General features: G+C 61.6%; 23 protein-coding genes and 1 riboswitch. Of the genes, 17 read left to right on the forward strand and 6 right to left on the reverse strand.

Annotated elements, in window-relative coordinates:
- Window positions 1–21: 21 nt before the first annotated feature.
- From NCR38_RS30080 to NCR38_RS30095, 4 genes are all read left to right on the forward strand, one after another.
- On the forward strand, window positions 22–459 hold the full coding sequence (locus NCR38_RS30080) for a RidA family protein (RefSeq protein ID WP_061119561.1): 438 nt from the start codon (window positions 22–24) through the stop codon (window positions 457–459).
- 19 nt (window positions 460–478) lie between these two features.
- The gene (locus NCR38_RS30085; RefSeq protein ID WP_061119562.1) at window positions 479–1,156 is read left to right on the forward strand and encodes a DUF1028 domain-containing protein; all 678 of its coding nucleotides are present in this window, start codon (window positions 479–481) and stop codon (window positions 1,154–1,156) included.
- On the forward strand, window positions 1,149–2,312 hold the full coding sequence (gene argE / locus NCR38_RS30090) for an acetylornithine deacetylase (RefSeq protein ID WP_061119563.1): 1,164 nt from the start codon (window positions 1,149–1,151) through the stop codon (window positions 2,310–2,312). Before NCR38_RS30085 ends, argE begins: the two co-directional genes overlap by 8 nt.
- 480 nt (window positions 2,313–2,792) lie before the next feature.
- Window positions 2,793–4,124 (forward strand): epoxide hydrolase family protein, encoded by a 1,332-nt coding sequence (locus NCR38_RS30095; RefSeq protein WP_061119564.1) that lies wholly within the window; start codon window positions 2,793–2,795, stop codon window positions 4,122–4,124.
- A 35-nt stretch (window positions 4,125–4,159) separates the two neighbouring features.
- On the opposite strand, the gene NCR38_RS30100 is transcribed toward NCR38_RS30095, so the two are convergent.
- Complete coding sequence (locus NCR38_RS30100) at window positions 4,160–5,560, reverse strand: MFS transporter (protein WP_061119591.1); 1,401 nt, start codon at window positions 5,558–5,560, stop codon at window positions 4,160–4,162.
- Between the two features lie 328 nt (window positions 5,561–5,888).
- On the opposite strand from NCR38_RS30100, the gene NCR38_RS30105 reads away from it, so the two are divergent.
- The 8 genes from NCR38_RS30105 (at window position 5,889) to NCR38_RS30140 (ending at window position 13,216) form a co-directional block, all read left to right on the forward strand.
- On the forward strand, window positions 5,889–6,908 hold the full coding sequence (locus NCR38_RS30105; RefSeq protein ID WP_061119565.1) for an alcohol dehydrogenase: 1,020 nt from the start codon (window positions 5,889–5,891) through the stop codon (window positions 6,906–6,908).
- 106 nt (window positions 6,909–7,014) lie between these two features.
- Window positions 7,015–7,884 carry a rhomboid family intramembrane serine protease gene (locus tag NCR38_RS30110; protein WP_143756367.1) on the forward strand — a complete coding sequence of 290 codons (870 nt, stop codon included), beginning with the start codon at window positions 7,015–7,017 and terminating at the stop codon, window positions 7,882–7,884.
- Between the two features lie 110 nt (window positions 7,885–7,994).
- Window positions 7,995–9,053 (forward strand): toxic anion resistance protein, encoded by a 1,059-nt coding sequence (locus NCR38_RS30115; protein WP_061119567.1) that lies wholly within the window; start codon window positions 7,995–7,997, stop codon window positions 9,051–9,053.
- 20 nt (window positions 9,054–9,073) lie between these two features.
- Window positions 9,074–9,856, forward strand: coding sequence for a VWA domain-containing protein (locus NCR38_RS30120; protein WP_061119568.1), 783 nt, complete (start codon window positions 9,074–9,076; stop codon window positions 9,854–9,856).
- 51 nt (window positions 9,857–9,907) lie between these two features.
- Window positions 9,908–10,918 (forward strand): DUF475 domain-containing protein, encoded by a 1,011-nt coding sequence (locus NCR38_RS30125; protein WP_250478084.1) that lies wholly within the window; start codon window positions 9,908–9,910, stop codon window positions 10,916–10,918.
- A 76-nt stretch (window positions 10,919–10,994) separates the two neighbouring features.
- Window positions 10,995–11,660, forward strand: a complete 666-nt coding sequence (locus NCR38_RS30130) for a TerD family protein (protein ID WP_061121829.1) — start codon at window positions 10,995–10,997, stop codon at window positions 11,658–11,660.
- A 261-nt stretch (window positions 11,661–11,921) separates the two neighbouring features.
- Window positions 11,922–12,593: a hypothetical protein gene (locus NCR38_RS30135; protein ID WP_143756457.1), complete on the forward strand. Its 672-nt coding sequence runs from the start codon at window positions 11,922–11,924 to the stop codon at window positions 12,591–12,593.
- Window positions 12,590–13,216: an HAD family hydrolase gene (locus NCR38_RS30140; protein WP_061121827.1), complete on the forward strand. Its 627-nt coding sequence runs from the start codon at window positions 12,590–12,592 to the stop codon at window positions 13,214–13,216. The genes NCR38_RS30135 and NCR38_RS30140 overlap by 4 nt, the downstream gene beginning before the upstream one ends.
- Window positions 13,217–13,250: 34 nt before the next feature.
- On the opposite strand, the gene NCR38_RS30145 is transcribed toward NCR38_RS30140, so the two are convergent.
- The 5 genes from NCR38_RS30145 to glyA form a co-directional block, all read right to left on the reverse strand.
- Window positions 13,251–13,856, reverse strand: coding sequence for a dimethylsulfoniopropionate lyase (locus tag NCR38_RS30145; RefSeq protein WP_061121826.1), 606 nt, complete (start codon window positions 13,854–13,856; stop codon window positions 13,251–13,253).
- Between the two features lie 82 nt (window positions 13,857–13,938).
- Window positions 13,939–15,042 carry a hybrid-cluster NAD(P)-dependent oxidoreductase gene (locus NCR38_RS30150; RefSeq protein ID WP_250478085.1) on the reverse strand — a complete coding sequence of 368 codons (1,104 nt, stop codon included), beginning with the start codon at window positions 15,040–15,042 and terminating at the stop codon, window positions 13,939–13,941.
- A gap of 125 nt (window positions 15,043–15,167) precedes the next feature.
- Window positions 15,168–15,716, reverse strand: a complete 549-nt coding sequence (locus tag NCR38_RS30155; protein WP_061121825.1) for a GNAT family N-acetyltransferase — start codon at window positions 15,714–15,716, stop codon at window positions 15,168–15,170.
- A gap of 27 nt (window positions 15,717–15,743) precedes the next feature.
- Window positions 15,744–16,361, reverse strand: a complete 618-nt coding sequence (locus NCR38_RS30160) for a helix-turn-helix domain-containing protein (protein ID WP_061121824.1) — start codon at window positions 16,359–16,361, stop codon at window positions 15,744–15,746.
- Between the two features lie 779 nt (window positions 16,362–17,140).
- Complete coding sequence (gene glyA, locus NCR38_RS30165; RefSeq protein WP_061121823.1) at window positions 17,141–18,388, reverse strand: serine hydroxymethyltransferase; 1,248 nt, start codon at window positions 18,386–18,388, stop codon at window positions 17,141–17,143.
- A 264-nt stretch (window positions 18,389–18,652) separates the two neighbouring features.
- A riboswitch (guanidine-I (ykkC/yxkD leader) is annotated at window positions 18,653–18,761 on the forward strand.
- A gap of 58 nt (window positions 18,762–18,819) precedes the next feature.
- Between glyA and NCR38_RS30170 the strand changes: the two genes are divergently transcribed.
- The 5 genes from NCR38_RS30170 to NCR38_RS30190 are packed head-to-tail and all read left to right on the forward strand — an operon-like array spanning window position 18,820 to window position 22,883.
- The gene (locus NCR38_RS30170; protein WP_061121822.1) at window positions 18,820–19,884 is read left to right on the forward strand and encodes a putative urea ABC transporter substrate-binding protein; all 1,065 of its coding nucleotides are present in this window, start codon (window positions 18,820–18,822) and stop codon (window positions 19,882–19,884) included.
- A gap of 30 nt (window positions 19,885–19,914) precedes the next feature.
- The gene (locus NCR38_RS30175) at window positions 19,915–20,730 is read left to right on the forward strand and encodes an ABC transporter permease (RefSeq protein WP_061121821.1); all 816 of its coding nucleotides are present in this window, start codon (window positions 19,915–19,917) and stop codon (window positions 20,728–20,730) included.
- The gene (locus NCR38_RS30180) at window positions 20,727–21,500 is read left to right on the forward strand and encodes an ABC transporter ATP-binding protein (protein ID WP_061121820.1); all 774 of its coding nucleotides are present in this window, start codon (window positions 20,727–20,729) and stop codon (window positions 21,498–21,500) included. The genes NCR38_RS30175 and NCR38_RS30180 overlap by 4 nt, the downstream gene beginning before the upstream one ends.
- Window positions 21,501–21,517: 17 nt before the next feature.
- A complete protein-coding gene (locus NCR38_RS30185) occupies window positions 21,518–22,225 on the forward strand; it encodes an urea amidolyase associated protein UAAP1 (RefSeq protein ID WP_061121819.1) in 708 nt (235 codons plus the stop codon).
- Between the two features lie 13 nt (window positions 22,226–22,238).
- Window positions 22,239–22,883: an urea amidolyase associated protein UAAP2 gene (locus NCR38_RS30190; RefSeq protein WP_250478086.1), complete on the forward strand. Its 645-nt coding sequence runs from the start codon at window positions 22,239–22,241 to the stop codon at window positions 22,881–22,883.
- Window positions 22,884–23,032 lie beyond the last annotated feature (149 nt).

Raw genomic sequence — 23,032 nt, forward strand, 5'->3', positions numbered from 1 at the left:
TCCCGTATCAAGGTGCATTCGATGAGCCAACCTACGCATACCCGTATCCGCATGTTCAACACGAAGGATACGTACCCGAATCAGTCGCTCGACAACGATCTTTGCCAGGCCGTGCGCGCGGGCAATACCGTCTATGTGCGCGGTCAGATCGGCACGGACTTCGACGGCAATCTCATCGGTCTCGGCGACCCGCGCGCGCAGGCCGAGCAGGCGATGAAAAACGTGAAGCAGTTGCTCGAAGAGGCGGGCAGCGATCTCTCGCACATCGTCAAGACGACGACCTATCTCACGGATGTGCGCTATCGCGAGCCGGTGTATCGCGAAGTCGGCAAGTGGCTGAAAGGCGTGTTTCCCATCTCGACGGGCCTCACCGTCGTGGCGCTCGGTCAGCCCGAATGGTTGATGGAGATCGACGTGATCGCCGTCATTCCCGATGGCTGGACGCCGCCTCAGGCCTGAACGACGTAAAGGAGGGCACATGACTTTTTCTATCGTCGGACGATGTGAAAAGACGGGGCAGCTCGGCATCGCGATCAGTTCATCGAGCATCGCGGTGGGCGCGCGTTGTCCCTGGGTGCGTGCGGGCGTCGGTGCTGTCGCGACGCAGAACGTCACGCTGCCCGCGCTCGGCTCGCAGATTCTCGATCACATGGAAAGCGCGAAGCTCGATCCCGCCGCGGCGCTGGACCGCGCGCTGGCTGCGAATGAATGGAGCGAGTATCGGCAGGTGACGGTGGTCGATGCGCAAGGCCGCACCGCGTTCTTCAGCGGCAAGCAGGCGCTCGGCACGTATCACGCGGTCGCGGGCAGGCAATGCGTCGCGGCAGGCAACATGCTCGCGGGCATTCATGTGATCGAAGCGCTGATTCCCTCATTCGAGAACGCATCCGGCCATCTCGCGGATCGCCTTCTCGCGGCGATGCAGGCCGCGATTGCAGCGGGCGGCGAAGCGGGACCCGTGCATTCGGCGGCGCTGAAGATTGCGGGCAAGCAGAGCTGGCCGCTCGTCGATCTGCGTGTCGACTGGGCGGATGACGATCCCATCGGCAAGCTCGATGGTCTCTGGCAGGCGTACAGGCCGCAGATGCAGGACTACGTGACCCGCGCATTGAATCCGACCGCCGCGCCGAGCTACGGAGTGCCGGGCGATGAGTGAAGCGACGAGCCGCGATCTGCTCGAACGGCTAATCGGCTTCGCGACGGTGAGCCGCGATTCGAATCTCGAGTTGATCGAATTCATTCGTGATTACCTCGCGGCGCATGACGTCGAAAGCGAGTTGTTCTACAACGCAAAGCGCACGAAGGCCAATCTGTTTGCGACGATCGGACCGCGCGATCGCGGCGGCATCGTGCTGTCCGGTCATACCGACGTCGTCCCGGTCGATGGCCAGCCGTGGACCGTCGATGCATTCCGCCTCACGGAAAAAGATGGACGGCTGTATGGCCGCGGCGCAGCGGATATGAAGGGCTTTCTCGCGTCGGTGCTGGCCGCGGTGCCGGTGTTCACGAAGCGCGATCTCAGCTTGCCCGTGCATCTCGCCTTCTCCTACGACGAGGAAGTCGGATGCCTCGGCGTGCGGCCGATGCTGGCGCAACTGGAGCAACGCGCGCACAAGCCCGTGCTGTGTCTGATCGGTGAGCCGACGTCGCTCAAGCCTGTGCTCGGACACAAGGGCAAGCTCGCGATGCGCTGTCAGGTGAAGGGAGCGCCGTGTCATTCCGCGTATGCACCGTATGGCGTCAACGCGATTCAGTATGCGGCGCGCCTGATCAATCGTCTGGAAGAGATCGGCGAGAAGCTGGCGCAGCCCGAACGTCACGACGCGCGTTTCGATCCTCCGTATTCCACCGTGCAGACGGGCACGATCAAGGGCGGCCGCGCGCTCAACATCGTGCCGGCGGAATGCGAGTTCGACTTCGAAGTGCGCGCGCTGCCGGGCTTCGACGCGAATACGGTCGCCGACGACTTGCAAGCCTACGCGCAAGCCGAACTGCTGCCGAAGATGCGCGCCGTGAAGTCCGACACCGACATCCGCCTCGAACCGCTTTCCGCCTATCCCGGACTGGCGACGCCTCCCGATAGCGAAGCGGCGCGTCTGCTCGCGCTGCTCAGCGGGTCGTCGGCATTCGGCACGGTGGCTTTCGGCACGGAAGGCGGGCTCTTCGATCACGCCGGCATTCCGACGGTCGTATGCGGTCCCGGAAGCATGGATCAGGGACACAAGCCCGATGAGTTCGTGACGGTCGAACAACTCCGCGGTTGCGACGCGATGCTGATACGGCTCGCGGACCATCTCGCGACCACAGCCTGATTACTCACCACGCGCTTGAAGCGATCCCGACGCCCTGAGCGTCAGGGCATCGCTTTGCCGCGCGCATCTCCGGCCCGTGTACATCGGCGTATTCATGAACGGCATTGTGCCGAAATATCTCGATGGCGCGGATCTGTCGTGGGTCGCCGGGTTGCTCCTGACGTCGCCGGTTTATTACTGGCTCGCGTCGCGGGATACGGTTTAACGGCGCAGGCAAAAACGATGCGCAGATGACCTCCAGTGCGGCGCGGTAACGAACGGTTGCCGTTCGGGCGGGACTTTTTCCTGCCCGACAAAAGTGTTGTACGTCCGCCTGCGTTTACGCCTCATGTGCATATGCACATAATCGCGTCACCTGCTGCGAAAACCCTTCGCGGCGCATCGAGGCGGTGACGATCGGAAGCTCGCGCAAGGCTTCAGTGACAGAGATTCGTTGCGGCACGCATCGCTCCTCCTCGCTCAAGTATCCAGGAGGTTTATATGTCGAACGATATCTCTCTCGAAACGCCGTCGCGCCGTCACTTCATCGGCATGGCGGCGGCAACGCTCGCCGCGGGCGCATTGAGCCGCCTCGCATTCGCCGAGCCGGCCACGGGCAGTGCTGAAATCGTGCAAGTGCAGGGCAGCGACAAGACCGCGATTCGCCCGCTGCGCGCGCATGTGCCGGACGCGCAGCTCGCCGACCTGAAGCGGCGCGTCAAGTCCACGCGATGGCCGGAACGCGAAACCGTCACCGATGCATCGCAAGGCGTGCAACTCGCGACGATGCAAAAGCTGGCGCGCCACTGGGCGACGGATTACGACTGGCGCAAGGTCGAAGCGCGGCTGAACGCGCTGCCGAATTTCGTCACCGAGATCGACGGTCTCGATATTCACTTCATCCACGTTCGCTCGAAGCATGCGAATGCGTTGCCGGTCATCGTCACGCACGGCTGGCCCGGATCGGTCATCGAGCAACTGAAGATCGTCGATCCGCTGACCAATCCGACGGCGCACGGCGGCAGCGCATCCGACGCATTCGACGTGGTGATTCCGTCGCTGCCCGGCTACGGTTTCTCCGGCAAGCCGGCGACGACCGGCTGGGACCCGCAACGCATCGCACGCGCGTGGATCGCGTTGATGAAGCGTCTCGGCTACACCCGCTATGTCGCGCAAGGTGGCGATTGGGGCAACGCGGTGACCGAACAGATGGCGCTCACCGCGCCGCCGGAACTCGTCGGCATTCACACCAACATGCCGGCCACGGTGCCCGACGATATCGCGCATGCGCTGAAGTTCGGGGATCCCGCGCCCGCGGGCCTCTCAGTGGACGAAGCCCACGCGTTCGATCAACTCGATTTCTTCTACAAGCACGGCCTCGGCTACGCGCAGGAAATGGCGAATCGTCCGCAGACGCTGTATGGCATCGAAGATTCGCCGATCGGCCTCGCCGCGTGGATGATCGATCACGATGCGGCGAGCCAGGCGCTGATCGCGCGCGTGTTCGACGGTCAAGCCGAAGGACTTTCGCGCGACGACATCCTCGATAACATCTCGCTCTATTGGTTCACGAATACGGGCGTTTCATCGGCGCGGCTGTATTGGGAGAACAAGCTCAACTTCTTCGCGCCGAAGCACGTGGCGATTCCTGTAGCGGTGAGCGTGTTTCCGGACGAAATCTATGCCGCGCCGAAAAGCTGGACGGAGAAGGCGTATCCGAAGCTGATTCACTACAACCGTCTTCCGAAGGGCGGGCATTTCGCGGCCTGGGAACAGCCGCAGGCGTTTTCGGGCGAGCTTCGCGCGAGCTTCCGTTCGCTGCGTTCGGCGTAAGCGATGCACACGGCGCCTTCACGGCGTCGTGCACCTCACGCCTGCGCTTGCGCCGATCGCAGATGAATACCGAGCGCACGCCGTGCGCTCAACGCGAGCAGCGCACACGACAACGCGTTGAAGAGAAACAGCCCGCTCGGCCCGACGATCGTCATCAACGCCGACGCCAGCGCCGGGCCCGTCATTCCCCCGAACGAGAACAGCACGAGCAACAGCGCCGAAATCGCGACGCGATGATGCGCCTCCGTGCGATCCTGCACGTGCGACACGATCAGCCCGTACTGCGTGAACGTGACGGCGACGTAGACGAGCGTCGCGACCCAGGTGATGACGCGCACATCGAAGCAGAAGAGCACGAGGCTCAAGGCAGCGGATATCGACGCCGTGAAATAGACGAGACGGCGGCGATCGACCTTGTCGGAGAGGCGGCCCATCGGCCATTGCGGCACGAGTGCGCCGATCAGCGCGACGCCCATGAAGGTCGCGAGTTCGCTCGTCGAGAAGCCCGCGCGTTCGAGATAGACGGGCATCATCGCGTAGAAGCTGCTGTAGATGAAGCCCGCGAGGATGCAGCCCGGCACCGCGAGCGGCGCCGCAGCCATCATCTCGCGCACGCTTTCGCGCCAGGTGCGCGCGGGCACGCGATGCAGTCGCTCGTCCGCGACTTTCACGGGCCAGCCTTCCAGCAAGGTCACGGGCATCACGGCGGCGGCGAAGAGCGCGGCGGCAATCGAGAACTGCTGGCCGCCCGAACCCGCGCCCACGTTCAACAGGAACTGCCCCGTGCCGACCGCGAGGTAGTTGATCGCCGCGTACGAGCCGAACACCTGGCCGCGCTTTTCGTTTTCGACCGTGCCGTTGAGCCAGCTTTCGATCGACGTATAGAGGCCCATGAAGGCGAAGCCGGTCAGGAGACGCACTGCGCCGAGCGTCCACGGCGACTGCGCGGCCCCGAACGCGAGCGCGAGAATGGAAGCCGCCGCCGAGAACGCGACGAACGTCCGATGCTGCCCGATGCGGTCGATGAGCCTGCGATTGAACACCGCCCCGAGGATGAATCCCGCGTAGTAGCACGACTGGATCAGGCCGATCACGATGGTCGGATAGCCCGATTGCAGAATGCGCAGCGGGATCAGCGTCTGAAAGAGGCCGTTGCCGACGATGAGCAGCGCGTAACCGCACAGCAGCCCGGCCAGTGCCCGGTAGCTGCTGCCGGCGGCGCCGTGAACGGGCGGCGGCGCGTCCGGCGGCGCGGCGGCTGCGGGCGGCGTCTGCCGGCCGAAGAGCTTGGCTTCGGACAGCGGCCCGGTGCGCACGGCGCCGGGCGCTTCGTGCTCCGCGCCGGTCGCGTCCTGAGTGTCGTAGGAATCGCCGGCGGCCTGGTTCGTGGGATCGATTGCCTGATCGTTCGCAACTGCGTCTTCGCTCTTTGACATGACACCCTTGAAGGTCATTCTCGTGATTCCGGTTTCGCGATGGGACGCCTGAATGCGGCGTCACCGCGGCCGGTCCACTTCCGCTTCGAATGGCGGGCCTGAATGACGATGGTAACCGGCGCCGACGATGTCCGATGTTCGATTTTGTTTCCGAGTGCTTCCGGTCGGCTGACCGGGCGGCCGATGCGTCGGCGCGAGACCTGTCACAATCGCAATCTCCGACGTTCCTCGACGATGCGGTCGGGATTGCGTTTTTGCCGGGCCGTGTCATCCGACTGCGGCGCGCCAGCCGCGCCGCGCGTGTTTCTCCCATGACAAGGAGCAAGCGATGCCAACGATGCAGGCAGTGCAGGTAGCGAAAGCGAACGGTCCGCTGGAAGTCGTCGAGCGCGACGTGCCGGAGCCGCCTGAAGGACACGTATTGATCAAGGTGCAGGCCTGCGGGATCTGCCACAGCGATTCGCTCACCGTGGAAGGCCTGTGGCCCGGCCTTCAGTTTCCGCGCGTGCCGGGCCATGAGATCGCTGGCGTGATCGAGAAGGTCGGTGCCGGCGTGGAAGGATGGGAGAACGGGCAGCGTGTCGGCGTGGGTTGGCACGGCGGGCATTGCGGACATTGCGAGCACTGCCGTCACGGCGACTTCGTGCTCTGCCAGCGCGCGCTGGTGCCGGGCATCAGCTACGACGGCGGCTATGCGGACTACATGGTCGCGCCGCAGGAAGCGCTCGCGCGCATGCCCGACGATCTCTCCGATGTCGATGCCGCGCCGCTCCTTTGCGCGGGCATCACCACTTTCAATGCGCTGCGCAACAGCGGCGCGCGTGCGGGCGACGTGGTCGCGATTCTCGGTATCGGCGGGCTCGGCCATCTGGGCGTGCAGTTCGCGCGCAAGATGGGCTTCGTCACGGCCGCCATCGCGCGAGGCCAGGACAAGGCGCCGCTCGCAAAGCAGCTCGGCGCACATCATTACATCGACAGCGAATCGCAGAACGTGGCCGATGCGCTCAAGGCGCTCGGCGGCGCACGCGTGATTCTCGCGACGGCCACGAGCGGCAAGGCGATGAGCGCGGCCATCGGCGGTCTGGGGCTGAACGGCAAGCTGATCATGGTCGGGATATCGGAGGAGCCGGTCGAGGTGCCGATCACGCAGTTCATCATGGGCCGCAACTCGGTGCAGGGCTGGCCGTCCGGCACGGCGGCCGATTCGCAGGAAACGCTCGCGTTCAGCGCGTTGTCGGGCGTGAAGCCGATGATCGAGGAATTTCCGTTGTCGCGTGCGGCGGAAGCGTATGCAAGGATGATGAGCGGGAAGGCGCGGTTCAGGGTGGTGTTGACGCCTGGGAGGTGAGGGCGCGAAGGCCGTTCGGCGCGTGCGGCCGGACGGCTGAATAATTAGCGGAATCGTAATAAATGCTCGCACACTAGCGCCAAGGGGCCGTTCTTTCGAACATCGCGTGGATAATCCGGAACCTTGCAAGTTCCCTTACGCTTCGCACGTTCGATACGACTCTTTGGGCAACATGAAGAATTCAATAAGCAGGATGTGGCTCACCTGCCTGTTCGCTGTAATAAACGCTGTCGTATTTGTTTCGCTATGGGCGCGCGCGGGTTTCACGGCGCCTTCATCGGCTCTCTTGCTGGATTGGGGCGGAAACCTAGCTCCGTTCACATTGACTGGAGAATCGTGGCGTCTGTTGACGAGCGCGTTTCTGCATGTCGGCTGGATGCATCTGCTCCTCAATCTCTACATGCTGATCGTGCTCGGAACCTTAATCGAGCGCGCGATCGGATCATTGCGCTACGGGGTCGTATATCTTCTGTCCGCGCTGGGAGGAAGTCTCGCGAGCAGCTCGTGGTACGGCTTTCATGAAACCCAGACCATGCAGTTCGCGATGGGCATGTTCATTCCGACGACCGCGATTCATCCTGTCGTGAGCGTAGGGGCGTCGGGCGCACTGATGGGACTCGCCGGCGCGGCGGCCGCCTTGCATTTCCACGCATCACTGCGTAACGAGGGCACGGCTCCCGTTCAAATCAAGCCGGTTGCGATTCTTCAGGTGATCGTTCTGAATCTGCTCTCCGGATTTCAAATCTCCGGAATCGATCAGGCAGCGCACATCGGCGGTTTGTGCACGGGCTTTCTGATTGGACTCATGCTGCAATGGCTCGCTTGCGGCCCGAAGTTGGTGCGGCTCGGTGCACCGCCTGTCATCGGCGTAGTGTTTGCCGCATTGATTTTCTATTTCGCACAACACGCGGGAACGCAAGACTTGTTCGAGTGGAAAAGGGCGATGATGGAGCAGAACGCAACGCAAACGGAATAGCGCAATCCGAGCAGTTCCGATCTCTTCGACGAGTTAAAAATTCGGAATGCAGATGAAGTCAGAGCAAGCCGGATAAGAAATCGAGCTACCAAAATAAACAAGCGAGAACGATGAAACCTTTATTCGCCGACAGTCAGGAAGCACGGCCGACCCTCTCTGCCGACGGCGGCCGCGACCTTCGAAGGACTTCACCGTCCGAAGCGAAATTGCTGACTCAGGATGAGATCGACGATCTCGGCGTCAAGGCCGGAGAGCGCGTGGCAGGGCTTTCCCAGCGCATCTTGTCGGAGGTGCGCGCATCCGATATCGACCAGTTTGGCGAAAGGCTCAACGAGCTGATCGTGACGGCAAAGGACCTCGATCCCGCCGCCCTCCAGAAGCGCGGCATTCTGAGTCGAGTCACGTCGATGTTCAAGGCATCCAAGGAACGGCTGCTGGCGCAATTCGATTCGGTGGAAAAGCGCATCGGCACGCTGATCATCGAGTTGGAGAGCAATGCGAATCGGCAGAAGCGCGACATCGCCGAACTCGAACAAATGTATGCGGATAACTATGAAACGTTTCGGCAGTTCGAGCACGCTAAGAAGCTCGGTGAAGAATCGCTCGAAGCTTATCGCGCGGCGCTTGCGCTACCGCAATCCAGCGACGATGCATTCGGCGCGCAACACACGATGGATCTGCGTCGCTGCGCCAGCGCGCTCGAACAGAAAATCGACGATCTGTCTCGCGCCATGCTGATGTCCGAGCAACTCGCACCACAGATTCGCCTTGAGCAAGATCACAAGCGCACGCTCATTTCGAAGTTCGGCACGGCCAAGACCGTCCTGATTCCCGCGTGGACCAACGCGTTTTCTCTTTACATCAAGCAACTAAGCACGAAGAAAGCAGCCGATCTCGCCAATGCGACCTTCGATGCCGCTGACGCCGCGCTGCGCGCACAAGCCGATCAGTTGCACGCCAATGCAGGCGCGGTGGCGGCGCTCGGACAGCGGCCCGTCATTGCAACGGACACGTTCGCCTACACGCAGCAAAAGCTCTTCGATGCATTGGACGAAATCGCGAAGATCGTCGAAGACGGACAGCGCCAGCGCAAGGCGGACGAGCCGCGACTCAGACAACTCGAACGCGATCTCGTCGCCAAATTCAGCGATCACCGGCATTTGAAATAAATAACATCGGTAACCACGCAATGAGCACCATCAACCTTCATAAACCCGCTCTCGCGAGCCGGGCCGATAACGTTTCTATCGTGCTGAGCAAGCGCCGGCTGCCGCGTCCGCCTGTCGTGCGCGTCGCCGCCGCCCTCGACATTTCAGGCTCGGCCGAACAGCTATACAAATCCGGCGTCATCCAGGAGACTCACGATCGCATGCTCGGCATTGCGATGAAATTCGATGACAACGGGGAAATCGATACCTGGACTTTTACCGAAGGCTTCGATCGGCTTCCGACTGCCACACCTGAAAACTACGGCAGCTACATCACGGAATACGTGATGCGCAATGACGGTATTCGCAAATGGGGCGCCACGCAGTACGCACCGGTCATGGCGGATATCGTCAACTTCTTCTTCGCGCCCGAAGAACAGCGCGCAGCGCCGAAGGAGAAGCGCGGCTTCCTCAGCCGGCTGTTCGGCACGCCTGCCCCGGACCCCGCGCCGTTACCCGCGGAGCCGGCGAACAACATGCCCGCGTGGGTGCTTTTCGTGACCGACGGACAGAATCCCGAGCAGGATCGCGGACATGCGGAGAAGCTCCTGCGCGATTCGCAGAAGTTCCCGATTTACTGGTCTCTCATCGGCGTCGGCGATCCGCGTGAATTCGGTTTTCTTCGCCATGTCGCGAAGGATTTGCCCAACGTAGGGTTTTTGCATCTCGAATCGCTCGATATCTCCGATCAGGAGATTTACGAGCAACTGATTACAGAAGAATTTTGCGATTGGGTTCGCGGCAAGCAGGTCGAGAAAACATAAGCGGGCGCTCGTCACCGAGCGCTCTGAATCGAAATTCGGTCATATCAAACAATGAAACCTTTTAAACTTCCGCTCGCGTTGACTTTCATCGCGATGGCGGCGGCATTCGCGCTGGGCGGCGTGAAGGATGTCGTCCTCGTCGCGGTACTCTGTATTTTGGAAATATCGCTGTCGCTGGATAATGCCGTGGCCAACGCGGCCGTCTTGCGCCACTGGTCCGAGAAATGGCGCGACCGCTTCATGACATGGGGCCTTCCCGTCGCGATCTTCGGAATGCGCCTCGTCTTTCCGCTGCTGATCGTTGCTATCGCAGGGCACATCGGGTTCTTCGAAGCTGGAAAGATGGCGCTCGAAGCACCTCGGCAGTATGCGCAAATCCTGACTTCCGCACATCACGAAGTGTCGGCGTTCGGCGGCGCGTTCCTGTTGATGGTTTTCTTCAAGTTCATGCTCGATCGCGACAAGGATGAGCACTGGATCAGCATCGTCGAGCGTCCGCTTGCGCGTCTTGGCCGGCTGACGGCGATCGAAGTGGCGCTGACGCTCGCGGTGATTGCTATCGTCTCCACTCGGTTGCCGGACATCGAACGCGCTTCGTTTCTCGTGGCGGGCCTGGGCGGCGTGATCGCCTTTGTCGTATCGCACGGCATCGGGGATTTCGTCGGCGGTGACGAGGCAGGCAATCGCGTGGTGCGCGAAAGCGTCGCGGGCTTCCTGTATCTGGAGATGCTCGATTCGTCGTTCAGCTTCGACGGTGTCATCGGTGCATTCGCGCTGACCAACAACGTATTTCTCATTGCTATCGGACTCGGCGTCGGTGCTTCGTATATTCGCCAGATGACGCTGATACTTCTCAAGAAAGGTACGCTCGCTCAATACCGTTTCCTGGAGCATGGCGCATTCTGGGCTATCGGCGCGCTCGCGGTCATCATGCTGAGCGTGAACGTGGACGTTCCCGAAGTCATCACCGGTTTGATCGGTGCATTCACCATCGGCGCGGCGGTTATCAGTTCGATAGTCGTTCAGCGGCGTGAAGCTGTCGCGGGCGATCGCGCGTCCTGATCGCGCAAATCCGCGTGCCGGGCATGCGGCTAACAATGCAATCCAATCAATTCAACGAGAGCAGTCAGTCATGTCAATGATCAATCTTTCCAAGGGCGGCCGAATCAATTTGTCCAAGGAAGCGCCCAGCGCAAGCAAGTTCAGAATCGGTCTGGGCTGGGATGCGAACGCGACCGATACGGGCAATGATTTCGATCTGGACGTTTCGGTATTTCTTTGCAAATACGATAGTCAGAACAGTCCAAAGCTGATCTCGCAGAAGCACTTCATTTTCTATAACACCGAAATTCGCACGCTCGACCGCGAAACAACTTTCTACCAACCGGGCGACGACTGGCCGCGCAAAGGCATGTCGGCATCGGAATGTCTCGGCGTCGTTCATAGCGGAGATAACCAGACCGGCAGCGGCAACGGCGACGACGAAGTGATCTTTGTCGATACGAAGAAACTCGATGCCGCCATCGATGAGATCTCGGTTGTCGTCACCATCGATCGGGCCGAGGAGCGCAAGCAGAATTTCGGTCAGGTGCGCAACAGCTACATTGAGATATCGGAAGAGGAAACAGGACGAGTGCTCGCGCGCTATCCGCTCGAAGAAGATTTTTCGATGGAAACGGCCGTTCAAGTGGGCAGCTTCTATCGCCGCGATGGACAGTTCATGTTCAAGGCGGTCGGAATGGGCTATAACCGCGGCCTCGGCGATTTCGTGATCGCTTATGGCGGACACGTCGATCGCGCCTGAATAGCGGGACTCGAGTTGGCGCATCGGTTTAGCATGCGCCATCGTCGGAATGTGAGAAGTCGAATGCCGTCTGATCAGCCTGAACCGAAGCCGCTTGCGTTTTCGAAACCCCAACGAGATGTTCGCGAGTTGCAGCCGCGCGCGTCGGAAGAGCGCGCGGTCACGCCACTCGATTTCGGCAGCAACGCCGTGTCGGTCGATCCGTTATTCGACTCGCGCGAAGCAAGGCGGCGCGTATCGAACGCGGAGCCGGGAAAGAGTGTGTTCGGCGATCACGGGCATCCGCTTCTGAACCGGAGCTTCGAACTGGCTCGACAGCAGTTTCCGGAGCTATATCCCAAGCATGGGCCGCGTATCGAGCGCGGCATTCGTCAATTGCTTCCGCTGCGGCTCGAGACCATTTCCATGTTTGCGGATGCAGCCTTGAGAACTTGCGGTGAATCCGTCGATATCTTCATGCGCGTGACACGCGATTTCGCCGACCTCGACGCTGCCGGCCTCATGCGGCAAATGCTCGATAGCGCCACGCGCAAGCCGGGTATCCTCGATCGGTTGACAGAACACTATCTGAAACCGCAGCGACCGGAAATGGACTATCGCGAATCATTGAGCACGTTGAAGGTTTCATTGCAATCGTTCATGCCCCGCGTGCGCGTTTTGCGAGAAGAAGTCGACCACGCGCGGGAAAGCCTTGCAAGCGGACTTGCCGCATTGAGTGCGGTTTGCGATATCGATCACGGGGGCAATGCCACAGCCGCTCTCGCGCTGGGCGAACGCCGCAGCGCGGTACGGCAGGCGTTCCAGCAACTCGAATTGCTTTCGCTCCAGGTCAATGCTTTCGAAGCGGACCTCGTCGGCCTTTTGTCCAGAGCCGATCAACTGGCGAACATCACGCTTCCGGCAGCGCTGGCGGCAAGGAACCAACGCTCATGAAGCCATCCTCGAACATCGTCGCCGCCTTCGATTTCGACGGAACCATTACCACGAGCGACAGCCTCAAGGCATTCGTGTTGCACACGGTTGGCCCCGCGCGCTTTGCGGCAGCGGGCTTGCGGGCGGCGCCTCGATTGCTTGGCATGACCGCGCGACTTTGCGATCGCGGCGTCGCGAAGGCTGCGTTTCTTCGTCATGCGTTGCGAGGGATGTCTCCCGCTGAACTGGAGCGCGCCTCGCAAGACTTCTGCGCCACACGCCTCGCTCGAATGGTCCGGCCGGAAATGGTGGAACGAATCCGGCAGCATCAGGCATTGAGCCATGAGGTCGTGCTCGTGAGTGCGTCGCCTTCGCTGTACCTTCGAATCTGGGCGCAATCGGTCGGTATCGGCGTGGTGCTATCGACTGAACTGGATATCGATCGCCAAGGATTCACGGGTCGGTTCATCGGACGGAATTGTTGGGGGCCGGAGAAAGTTCGGCGGCTCGAAGCATGGTGGAACGGTAGTCGGCCACGCATGCTCTTTGCCTATGGCGACAGCCGGGGCGACAGGGAAATGGCCGCTGCTGCCGACGTTGCATGGGTCAGAGGGAATGGCGAGTTGCCTGCGCTCGATCGCTGAGTGACCTGAAACGCAATGCGATCCGTCAACCTGGCTAGTCCCCCTCTCTCGTCAGCAACGACCAGATGGCGACGAAGGGCACGGAACCGGATCGCATTGCGTGCGGATTATTGCGAACGTTATGAATGCCTCCTCCGATACCCGGATCGATCCATGCACCGCCGCCCTGCCGGAATTCGCCGGGCGTGAAGAGCACATAGGCTTCCTCGGGCGGATGGCTGTGATCGGGATAGCGCGTGTGCGGCAACATCAGCGAGAAGCCCAGTTGCACGTCATAGCGGCTTTCCGCGCCACCGGGTCCGCAGATCATGCCGTGCACGTGCGCATCGATGTAGTTGTCGCCGCCGTTCACGCCCGATGAGCGGCGCGACCATCCGAGATCGGGTTCGAGCGCTTTGATCGCGCGCGCGGCGGCGCCGAAGCCGGTGTCGTCGTCGATGAAGGGCGCGAGCGCGGCGTCGAGCCACTCGCACGCGGGATAGCGCGTGTGGTGCCGCGCGCCGTCGTCGGATGGCGTTTGCAGCCGTTCGAACACGCGTGCGGCGACTTCGCGTCCGGCATGCGGCAGTTTGTCCGACTGAAAGAGCTTCTCCGCGATGGCGATGAAAGCGGCCACGTTCTCCGGACGACGACGGTTCATAAGAGCCTCCCTGACAACCAGGCGCTTCGATTCTCCATCACAAGCAGTCGGTTTCAAAGCTGCACATCGAATGCCTGTCTCCTCACAATTCCAGCACGAGGTCCGAGGTCGGGCGGCTGCAACACAACAGGCGAAATCCCTTCTGGACTTCTCTGTCGCGGATGCCGCCGTTGTGCTTCATATCGACGGTGCCTTCCAGCACGCGCGTTTTGCACGTTCCGCACACGCCTTGACTGCACGACGACGCCACAGCGACGCCCGCCTTCTTCGCCGCCGATAACACGGTCTGCGACGCGTTCATCGTGAACGACTTCGACGAGCGCGAGAGCTTGACAGTGAAAATGCCTTCAGCGGCGGGTGCTCGAGCAGGCTCGCCCGCGCCGATATCGAAGCTCTCCTCGTGGTAGCGCGCCGGATCATGGCCGACTTCGCGAAGCAGCGCGCGCACCGCGCTCATGTATCCGGCCGGGCCGCACGTGAAGACTTCGCGTTCCAGATAGTCCGGCGTCCATTGCGAAAGCAACTGAAGATTGAGGCGGCCTGTCGGACCATGCCAGTCAGCTTCATCGCCGATGCCCTCGCACACGAAGAATATGCGCAGGCGAGGCGATAGCTTCGCGAGCCGCGTCAGTTCCTCGCGAAACACGATATCGCCAGGCGTGCGCGCGCTATGAATAAAGACGATGTCTCGATCCAGACCGAGATCGATGCTTGCACGCGTCATCGACATCAGCGGCGTGACGCCGGATCCCGCGGACAGATACAGCGATTTCGCCGCGGGCGCGGCCGTCGGCGTGAACGCGCCTGAAGGTCCATACGCGCGCAAGCCGACGCCGGGTTTCATGGTGTCGTGCAGCCAGTTCGACACGGTCCCGCCCGGAACGCGCTTGACCGTGATCGACAGCAGAAACGGACGCGTCGGCGCGGACGAAATCGTGTAGCAGCGCTCGACCGATCGTCCCTGCACGTTCGCCGTTATCGTCATGAACTGACCCGGCTCGAATCGCACGGGCAGTCCGTCTTCCGTGCGGAATTCGAAGCTTCTCACATCATGCGTTTCATTGATGACGCGACAACACGTCAGCGTCTGCTGCTCGCCGCTCGGCCAGAGCCGCCCGCCATGTTCCCAGGTGGCGGCATCGGCGAAATCGAGTGGAGAAACGAAAATTCTGTCGACGGAGTTCATGGCGCTCACAAGTGCGTTTGCAATGAGCGCAGTATTGGAGCGCGCGAAATCACCGTCAACGCGCTTTATTTTCCGCCTTCCATGACTTCAACTTATGCGTGGCTTTCAGAAGCCGGCTTGCTCGTTCAACCGTCCACGGGTTCCGCGGGCGTCTCCAGATTGAGCTGATAGAACGCCGCGTCCAGCCAGCGGCCGAACTTGAATCCGGCTTCCCTGACCGTTCCCGAGTGCGTGAAGCCCAAACGGGTATGCAGGCGGATGCTCCCGTCATTCGTCGCGTCCACGCAACCGACGAGCACATGCACCTGCGCGTCTTTCGCGCGACGGATCAGCTCACGCAGCAGGCGCTCGCCGAGCCCGAGTCCGCGGCAATCGCGATGCACGTAGACGCTGTGCTCCACCGTGTATTTGAAAGCGGGAAACGCGCGAAAGGTGCCCCAGCTCGCGAAGCCCATCAGCTTGCCCGATGCATCGACCGCGCCTACCACCGGGAAGCCGCCCGCGCGTTTCGCCGCGAACCACGTCGACATGGCTTCGACGGGGCGCGGCTTGTAGTCATACAGCGCGGTCGAATTGACGATGGCTTCGTTCAGGATGTCGAGAATGGCGAGCGCATGATCCGCTTCGTTGCAGTCGATCAGGCGCACGTCGTCGCGCGGTTCGGTGGTGTTCATTCGGTATCCGTTCAGGCTGAGGATGAATCAGGTCGCGGGTGCGTCGCCGATGGCGAGGATGTAGCGCGCTGCTTTGGACGCCGGGTTGCTGAAGATCAGCGGCCGGTCGAGCCGCATCGCGAGGCAGTCGCCTTGCTGGAGCGCATGCAGTTCGTCTCCGATGACGATGTCGATGCATCCGCTCATCACCCAGACTTGCTGATGCATCGTCGATTCCCGTCCGCTTCGCTCATAGGCGACGCGCGCGCCGGGCGGAAAGTCCACTTCGACCAATTGGAACGGCGACGGCCAGCCCGGCGGGGAAAGGTTTCTGCGCGTGTAGCCGGATTCGGGATCGCGCCATTTCAATTGCTGGCGACGCCGCGCAAGCGGTTCTGCGGGCGCGCCTTCCTGCTCGCCGCCGAAAAGGCTGGCGAGCGATACGCCGAGACCGGCGGCAAGTTTGTCCAGCACGACGGCCGTGGGGCTGGCGGCGCCGCGTTCGATCATCGAAATCATCGAGCGGCTCACGCCGCAGCGGGCTGCGAGCGCGTCGAGCGTGTAGGCGCGTGCGGCGCGCAACTCGCGGATGCGGTCGGCGATGCGTTGGTTTATGTCGGTCGTCGTGGTGTCTTCTTCGGACGATGTCCGGGCGTTATCTAGCATAATGGATTTAGTTTCCAGTACGCTGGATGGCTATGTCAAGGGTTTCCGCTGGATCCCGTATTGTTATTGGTTTATTAGCACTGCCCCCGTGCGGGGCGGCAGTCACTTTCTTTGCTGCTGCAAAGAAAGTAACCAAAGAAAGCAGCTCCTCACGCCCGCGGTCACACGCAGTTTGGCCATGCTTGCCAGGTGATAGTGGGCTGTCTAAGTGTCGCCCTCATAGGCCCAACCGGGCTTGGCTCGCGCACGGTCTGACAAGCTAGTACTCACAAGAAGCTGGTTCAGCACCAAATAGCACCGGCACAGCGCTACGCGCTGCCGACGGGTCTACAAAGGAAACCAACCTATCGCACATGCAATGCGATGGAAGCGTCAGCGACGAAGCGCGCGCAAACCCGATGAACCCATCGGCCGCGAAGCGGGCCGGAGCCTTTTGGTGCTGAACCACTTCGCTGTGCGGCGCGAGGTGACAGACCGTGCGCGAGCCAAGCCCGATTAGTCTTGTGAGGGCGACACTTAGGCAGCCCACGATCGGCTGGCAAGCATGGCCAAACTGCGTGTGACCGCGGGCGTATCGAGCTGCTTTCTTTGGTTACTTTCTTTGCAGCAGCAAAGAAAGCGACTGCCGCCCCGCACAGGGGCAGTGCTAATAAACCAATAACAAAACGGGATCCGGCGAAAGCCTTTCAAAGAAAGCGACTGCCGCCCCGCACAGGGGCAGCGCTAATAAACCAAAAAGAACCCGGGATCCGGCAAAAGCCCGTCGTGCCAGTCGAACCTCAACCGTACACAGGAAAGCGCTTCGTCAATTCAGCGACCTGCTCGCGCACGCGTTCAAGATTCCCCGCATCTTCCGGGCTTTCGAGCACATCGGCGATAAGATTGCCGACAATCTCCGCTTCCTTCGTACCGAATCCACGCGTCGTCATCGCGGGCGAGCCGAGGCGCACACCGCTCGTGACGAACGGCTTTTCCGGATCGTTCGGAATGGCGTTCTTGTTGACCGTGATGTGCGCGGCGCCGAGCGCGGCTTCCGCAGCCTTGCCGGTGATCTTCTTCGCCCGCAGATCGACGAGCATCACGTGGCTTTCGGTATGACCCGACACGATGCGCAAGCCGCGCTTCACGAGCGTTTCGGCCAGCACACGCGCATTGTCGACGACGCGCTGCTGATATTCCTTGAACTCCGGCGACAGCGCTTCCTTGAACGCAACAGCTTTCGCGGCGATCACATGCATCAACGGTCCGCCCTGAATGCCCGGGAAAATCGCCGAGTTGATTTGCTTCTCGAACTCGGCCTTCATCAGGATCACGCCGCCGCGCGGGCCACGTAGGCTCTTGTGCGTGGTCGTGGTGACGAAGTCGGCATGCGGCACCGGGTTCGGATACACACCCGCCGCGATCAGACCGGCATAGTGCGCCATGTCGACCATCAGATATGCGCCGACGCTCTTCGCGATCTTCGACAGCCGCTCGAAGTCGATCTTCAACGCAAACGCCGACGCACCCGCGACGATCAGCTTCGGCTTGTGCTCGTTGGCGAGTTGCTCGGCCGCATCGTAATCGATGTCCTCGGCTTCGTTCAGCCCGTAGCTCACCACGTTGAACCACTTGCCCGACATGTTGACCGGCGAGCCGTGCGTGAGATGGCCGCCGTGCGCGAGGCTCAGGCCCATGATCGTGTCGCCCGGCTTGAGCATCGCGAAGAACACGCCCTGATTGGCCTGCGATCCGGAGTTCGGCTGCACGTTCGCCGCTTCGGCGCCGAAGAGCTGCTTCACGCGGTCGATGGCCAGCTGCTCCACCACATCGACATATTCGCAACCGCCGTAGTAGCGCTTGCCCGGATAGCCTTCCGCGTATTTGTTCGTGAGCTGCGAGCCTTGCGCAGCCATCACGGCCGGGCTCGTGTAATTCTCCGACGCGATCAACTCGATGTGATCTTCCTGACGTCGGTTTTCATCGGTGATCGCCGCCCAGAGTTCCGGATCGACGTTTTCAACGGTGCTGGTTGCGCGCTTGAACATGATGGTTACCCATGTGAGAAGAGAACGGGTTGCTGCGGGAACTCTGACTGTCCCGTATTCCATCGAAAGCAGGCGCGCCCGGATAGAAGAATTCCGACATTACGCTGGAATGCGGGCACCCGTTTGGTGCGAGCGTGCGTAGACGCGTCGCGCGGCGCGCTTCGTATCTGTGCACGAATCCATATTCAAGCCGCCGAAGCCGCGAGATTACAGCGTTGGCACGCTTATCGCATTGAGCATGTCAGGAGTGGCAGTCACAATCTGGCAATGGATGACTAGGGTTCCGGTCCGCATCGACGTTCGATGCGCGATGCTGGTCCGAGAGTTGTCGACCTCGAACGAGGTTACACGGCGGGAAAAAAGCCCGGGAGAGAACGCGATGCGTCGCGCCGCTCCTGCCGTCGATAACCGTTCAATGCGAGGTCAATCTCATGCGCGTCCGCTTTTTCGCCGCTGCCGCCGTCGCTCTCTCCCTCTGTTTCTCCACGCCCTCGTTCGCTCAGGCCCGCAAGGACTTCAAGGTCTGCTGGACCATCTACGCCGGCTGGATGCCGTGGGGCTACGCGAAGACGCAGGGCATCATGTCCAAATGGGCGAAGAAGTACGGCATCAATGTCGATGTCGTGCAGCTCAACGACTACATCGAATCGATCAATCAATACACCGCCGGGAAGTTCGACGGTTGCGCGATGACCAACATGGACGCGCTCACCATTCCGGCGACGGGCGGTGTGGACAGCACGGCGCTGATCGTCAGCGATTACTCCAACGGCAACGACGGCGTGCTCATCAAGGGCGCGGGCAAGAAGGTCGCCGATCTCAAGGGCCAGTCGGTCAACCTCGTCGAGCTTTCGGTTTCGCACTATCTGCTGGCGCGCGCGCTCGAATCGGCTGGAATGAGCGAACGCGACATCAAGACCGTCAACACGTCGGATGCCGATATCTCCGGCGCATTCGCAACCGCCGACGTGCACAACGCGGTCACATGGAACCCGATGCTCGCCGACCTCAAGGCGAAGCCCAACGTCACCGAAGTGTTCGATTCGAGCCGCATTCCGGGCGAGATCATGGACATGATGGTCGTCAACACGAAGACGCTGCACGACAACCCCGCGCTCGGCAAAGCGCTTACCGGCGCATGGTTCGAGATCATGCAGACGATGCATGGCTCGTCGCCGGAGAGCGAAGCCGCGCTCGCGTCGATGGCCAAGGCATCGGGCACCGACCTCGCCGGCTACAAGTCGCAACTCTCGACTACCGCGCTCTTCTACACGCCGCAACAGGCGCTCGACTTCGCCACGAGCCCGAACATGCCGAAGATCATGACGCGCGTCGCACAGTTCTCGTTCGATCACGGCCTGCTCGGCAAGGGCGCACCGAACGCGGGCGCGGTCGGCATGGCGTTCGAAAACAACGTGATCGTCGGTAGCAAAAGCAATCTGAAGCTGCGTTTCGATCCGACCTACGTGCGCATGGCCGCGCAAGGCAAGCTGTGAGCGGCGCGCCGTTCTGAAGAGGAGAGGCCCATGCGGCTCATCAACCGACATCCCGGCCGCACCGGCAGTCTGATGCTGTTGCTGCTGCCGTTCATCGTGCTCGTCGCGGTGTATTTCACCGGGTCGTCGATTCGTCTGCAGGCGAACCCCGACGACAAGCTGTTGCCGTCCGCGACACAGATGAAGGCCGCGCTCAACGAGTACGCGTTCACGGAGGACAAGCGCACGGGCGAGCATCTGATGCTGAGCGACACGGTATCGAGCATGAAGCGTCTCGGCATCGGGCTGGTCGCGAGCGCGGCGATCGCTCTAGTGTTCGGCATCGTGACGGGCAGCATTCCGCTCGCGGGCGCGACGCTTTCGCCGTTCATCACGGTGATATCGATGATTCCGCCGCTCGCCGTTCTGCCGATACTTTTCATCGTGTTCGGCCTCGATGAACTGTCGAAGGTCGTGCTGATCGTGATCGGCATCACGCCGATGATGATCCGCGATCTGCAACAGCGCACGCGCGATATTCCCGAGGAATTGTGGATCAAGGCTCAGACGCTCGGCGCGTCGAGCTGGACGCTCATCCTGCGCGTGATCGTGCCGCAACTCCTGCCGCGTCTGTTGATCGCACTGCGGCTCGCGTTGTGTTCCGCGTGGCTGTTCCTGATCGCAGCCGAAGCGATTGCATCGACGGATGGGCTCGGCTATCGCATCTTCCTCGTGCGCCGCTATCTCGCGATGGACGTGATCCTGCCCTACGTCGCGTGGATCACCCTGCTCGCATGGCTCATCGACGAAGCGCTGCGCCGTCTCACGCAATGGGCGTTCCCCTGGTACAACGGAGGCCGCGCATGATCGAGATCCGCAACCTGTGGAAGCAATACGACGATCAGGTCGTGCTGGAGCGGCTCAATCTGCGCATCGCGCAAGGCGAGTTCTGCTCGATGGTCGGCGCGTCGGGCTGCGGCAAGTCGACGTTTCTGCGCCTTCTGCTCGGTCAGGAACGTCCCACGCGCGGCGAGATATTGCTCGATGGCGAGCCCTTGCCGTCGGAGCCGGACCTGCATCGCGGCGTCGTGTATCAGCGCTATTCGGTGTTTCCGCATCTGAGCGTGGTGCGCAACGTGATGCTCGGGCTCGAGCTGCCCCATGCGCCTTTCACAGGGCGTCTTTTCGGCGCGCGCCGGCGTCTCGCACGCGATGAAGCCGTCGCGATGCTCGCGCGCGTCGGCCTTGCCGATTCGCTCGACAAATATCCGCATCAACTCTCGGGCGGCATGCAGCAACGCCTCGCGCTCGCGCAGGCGCTCGTGATGAAGCCGCGCGTGCTTCTGCTCGACGAACCCTTCGGCGCGCTCGATCCGGGCATCCGTCGCGACATGCACGAACTGCTGACGGGCCTCTGGCGCGAAGCGAAGCTGACCGTCTTCATGGTCACGCACGACCTGAAGGAAGGCTTCACGCTCGGCAGCCGCGTGCTGGTGTTCGACAAGGTTCGCATCGACCCGCAAGCGCCGCAGGCGTACGGCGCGCGCATCACTTACGACATTCCGCTCGAACGCAACGGCGTGCGCGAAGCGCAGCCGGCGATGGAAGTTCCGCCGCTCTTGGCCGTTCCCGCATGATCGAAAGGACATAACACATGAACGACATCCTGCTCGAAGAAACGATTCCCGGTGGCGGCCACGCGTCGCTGATCGTGAAGCGCGGCCAGTTGCTGCGCATCACCGACATGCGCGGCGGCGCGAACGTCGCCATGCTGCTGTTCAATGCCGCCGAAAAAAGCGAGCGTCTGAATCTTCCCGATACGCTCAAATGCCAGCACACCGCGAAGCTGACGAAGGGCCATTGCCTCTATTCCGACATGGGGCGCGTGCTTGCCGCGATCGTCGCGGATACGTGCGGATGGCACGACAGCCTCGCCGGTGTATCGAATGCGGCGGAAGTGTTCGAGAAGTACGGCGAAGGCCGCTATCAGGAACTGCGCAACGCGTTCTATCGCAACGGCACGGACAACCTGCTCGTCGAACTGGGCAAATGGGGCCTCGGCATCGCGGATCTGTTGATGACGCTGAATCTTTTCAGCCGCGTCGACGTGACCGATGCCGGCGCGTTGAGCTTCGTGCAGGGCAATTCGCAGGCGGGCGACTACATCGAACTTTATGCGCCGATGAACACGCTCGTCGTGCTGACAGCGATCCAGCATCCGCTCGACCCGAATCCCGAATACGCGCCGAAGCCGGTGCAGCTCGCGCTGCGCAACGCCGACGCGCAAGTCGCGGAAATATGCCGGACGTCGTGCGATGAAAACACGCGCGGCTTCATCAACACCGAACGATTCTTTCTCTGAGCGAGAGGCGCGCATGACGACATCCAATCTCACGGCCAGCAAGCTCGATCCCGCCGAGGCGGTCTTTCGCGAAACGCTGCCCGCGGGCGAACCGTGGCTCAAGGAACTGAAGGCGGGGCAGACGTTGCGCATTCGCGATGTCGATGGCAATCAGGCCATCGACACGCTCTTCTACAGCGCAGCCGATCCGCGCGAACGTTATGACGCGCAACGCACGTTACGCCGTCAGCAAAGCCTCTATCTGACGACGGGCACCGTGCTCTATTCGAACCTCGGCAATCCGATGCTGACGATCATCGCGGACACTTGCGGCCGGCACGACACGCTCGGCGGCGCGTGCGCGCAGGAAAGCAACACGGTGCGCTACGCGCTGGAGAAGCGCTACATGCATAGTTGCAGAGACAACTATCTGCGAGCCTGCGCGCACGACGGAAGACTCTCGAAGCGCGACATCGCCGCGAACATCAACTTCTTCATGAATGTGCCGGTGACGGCGGAAGGCGGCTTCACGTTCGAGGACGGCATTTCGGGCGCGGGCAAGTACGTCGAGCTGCGCGCCGAGATGGACGTGATCGTGCTGATCTCGAACTGCCCGCAACTGAACAATCCGTGCAACGCGTACAACCCGACTCCGGCGGAGCTGACGATATGGAACTGAGCACCTTGCGCCGCTGGCTCTACACGATGATGAAAGCGCGCGCCGAGCGTCTGTTGTCGATCGAACGCCACGCGAAGCACTGAACACACTGAACGCCTACCTGCCGGGGACGACCCCGGCATGCATGCTCACGTGGCGGGACGGCCCGC

This window comes from Caballeronia sp. INML1, assembly GCF_023631085.1.
In the GTDB taxonomy this organism is placed as follows: domain Bacteria; phylum Pseudomonadota; class Gammaproteobacteria; order Burkholderiales; family Burkholderiaceae; genus Caballeronia; species Caballeronia turbans.

Coding starts and splice junctions, on each gene's coding strand:
- NCR38_RS30080 (WP_061119561.1), top strand. CDS start 22: ATGAGCCAACCTACGCATACCCGTATCCGCATGTTCAACACGAAGGAT.
- NCR38_RS30085 (WP_061119562.1), top strand. CDS start 479: ATGACTTTTTCTATCGTCGGACGATGTGAAAAGACGGGGCAGCTCGGC.
- argE (WP_061119563.1), top strand. CDS start 1,149: ATGAGTGAAGCGACGAGCCGCGATCTGCTCGAACGGCTAATCGGCTTC.
- NCR38_RS30095 (WP_061119564.1), top strand. CDS start 2,793: ATGTCGAACGATATCTCTCTCGAAACGCCGTCGCGCCGTCACTTCATC.
- NCR38_RS30100 (WP_061119591.1), bottom strand. CDS start 5,560: ATGTCAAAGAGCGAAGACGCAGTTGCGAACGATCAGGCAATCGATCCC.
- NCR38_RS30105 (WP_061119565.1), top strand. CDS start 5,889: ATGCCAACGATGCAGGCAGTGCAGGTAGCGAAAGCGAACGGTCCGCTG.
- NCR38_RS30115 (WP_061119567.1), top strand. CDS start 7,995: ATGAAACCTTTATTCGCCGACAGTCAGGAAGCACGGCCGACCCTCTCT.
- NCR38_RS30120 (WP_061119568.1), top strand. CDS start 9,074: ATGAGCACCATCAACCTTCATAAACCCGCTCTCGCGAGCCGGGCCGAT.
- NCR38_RS30125 (WP_250478084.1), top strand. CDS start 9,908: ATGAAACCTTTTAAACTTCCGCTCGCGTTGACTTTCATCGCGATGGCG.
- NCR38_RS30130 (WP_061121829.1), top strand. CDS start 10,995: ATGATCAATCTTTCCAAGGGCGGCCGAATCAATTTGTCCAAGGAAGCG.
- NCR38_RS30140 (WP_061121827.1), top strand. CDS start 12,590: ATGAAGCCATCCTCGAACATCGTCGCCGCCTTCGATTTCGACGGAACC.
- NCR38_RS30145 (WP_061121826.1), bottom strand. CDS start 13,856: ATGAACCGTCGTCGTCCGGAGAACGTGGCCGCTTTCATCGCCATCGCG.
- NCR38_RS30150 (WP_250478085.1), bottom strand. CDS start 15,042: ATGAACTCCGTCGACAGAATTTTCGTTTCTCCACTCGATTTCGCCGAT.
- NCR38_RS30155 (WP_061121825.1), bottom strand. CDS start 15,716: ATGAACACCACCGAACCGCGCGACGACGTGCGCCTGATCGACTGCAAC.
- NCR38_RS30160 (WP_061121824.1), bottom strand. CDS start 16,361: ATGCTAGATAACGCCCGGACATCGTCCGAAGAAGACACCACGACGACC.
- glyA (WP_061121823.1), bottom strand. CDS start 18,388: ATGTTCAAGCGCGCAACCAGCACCGTTGAAAACGTCGATCCGGAACTC.
- NCR38_RS30170 (WP_061121822.1), top strand. CDS start 18,820: ATGCGCGTCCGCTTTTTCGCCGCTGCCGCCGTCGCTCTCTCCCTCTGT.
- NCR38_RS30175 (WP_061121821.1), top strand. CDS start 19,915: ATGCGGCTCATCAACCGACATCCCGGCCGCACCGGCAGTCTGATGCTG.
- NCR38_RS30180 (WP_061121820.1), top strand. CDS start 20,727: ATGATCGAGATCCGCAACCTGTGGAAGCAATACGACGATCAGGTCGTG.
- NCR38_RS30185 (WP_061121819.1), top strand. CDS start 21,518: ATGAACGACATCCTGCTCGAAGAAACGATTCCCGGTGGCGGCCACGCG.
- NCR38_RS30190 (WP_250478086.1), top strand. CDS start 22,239: ATGACGACATCCAATCTCACGGCCAGCAAGCTCGATCCCGCCGAGGCG.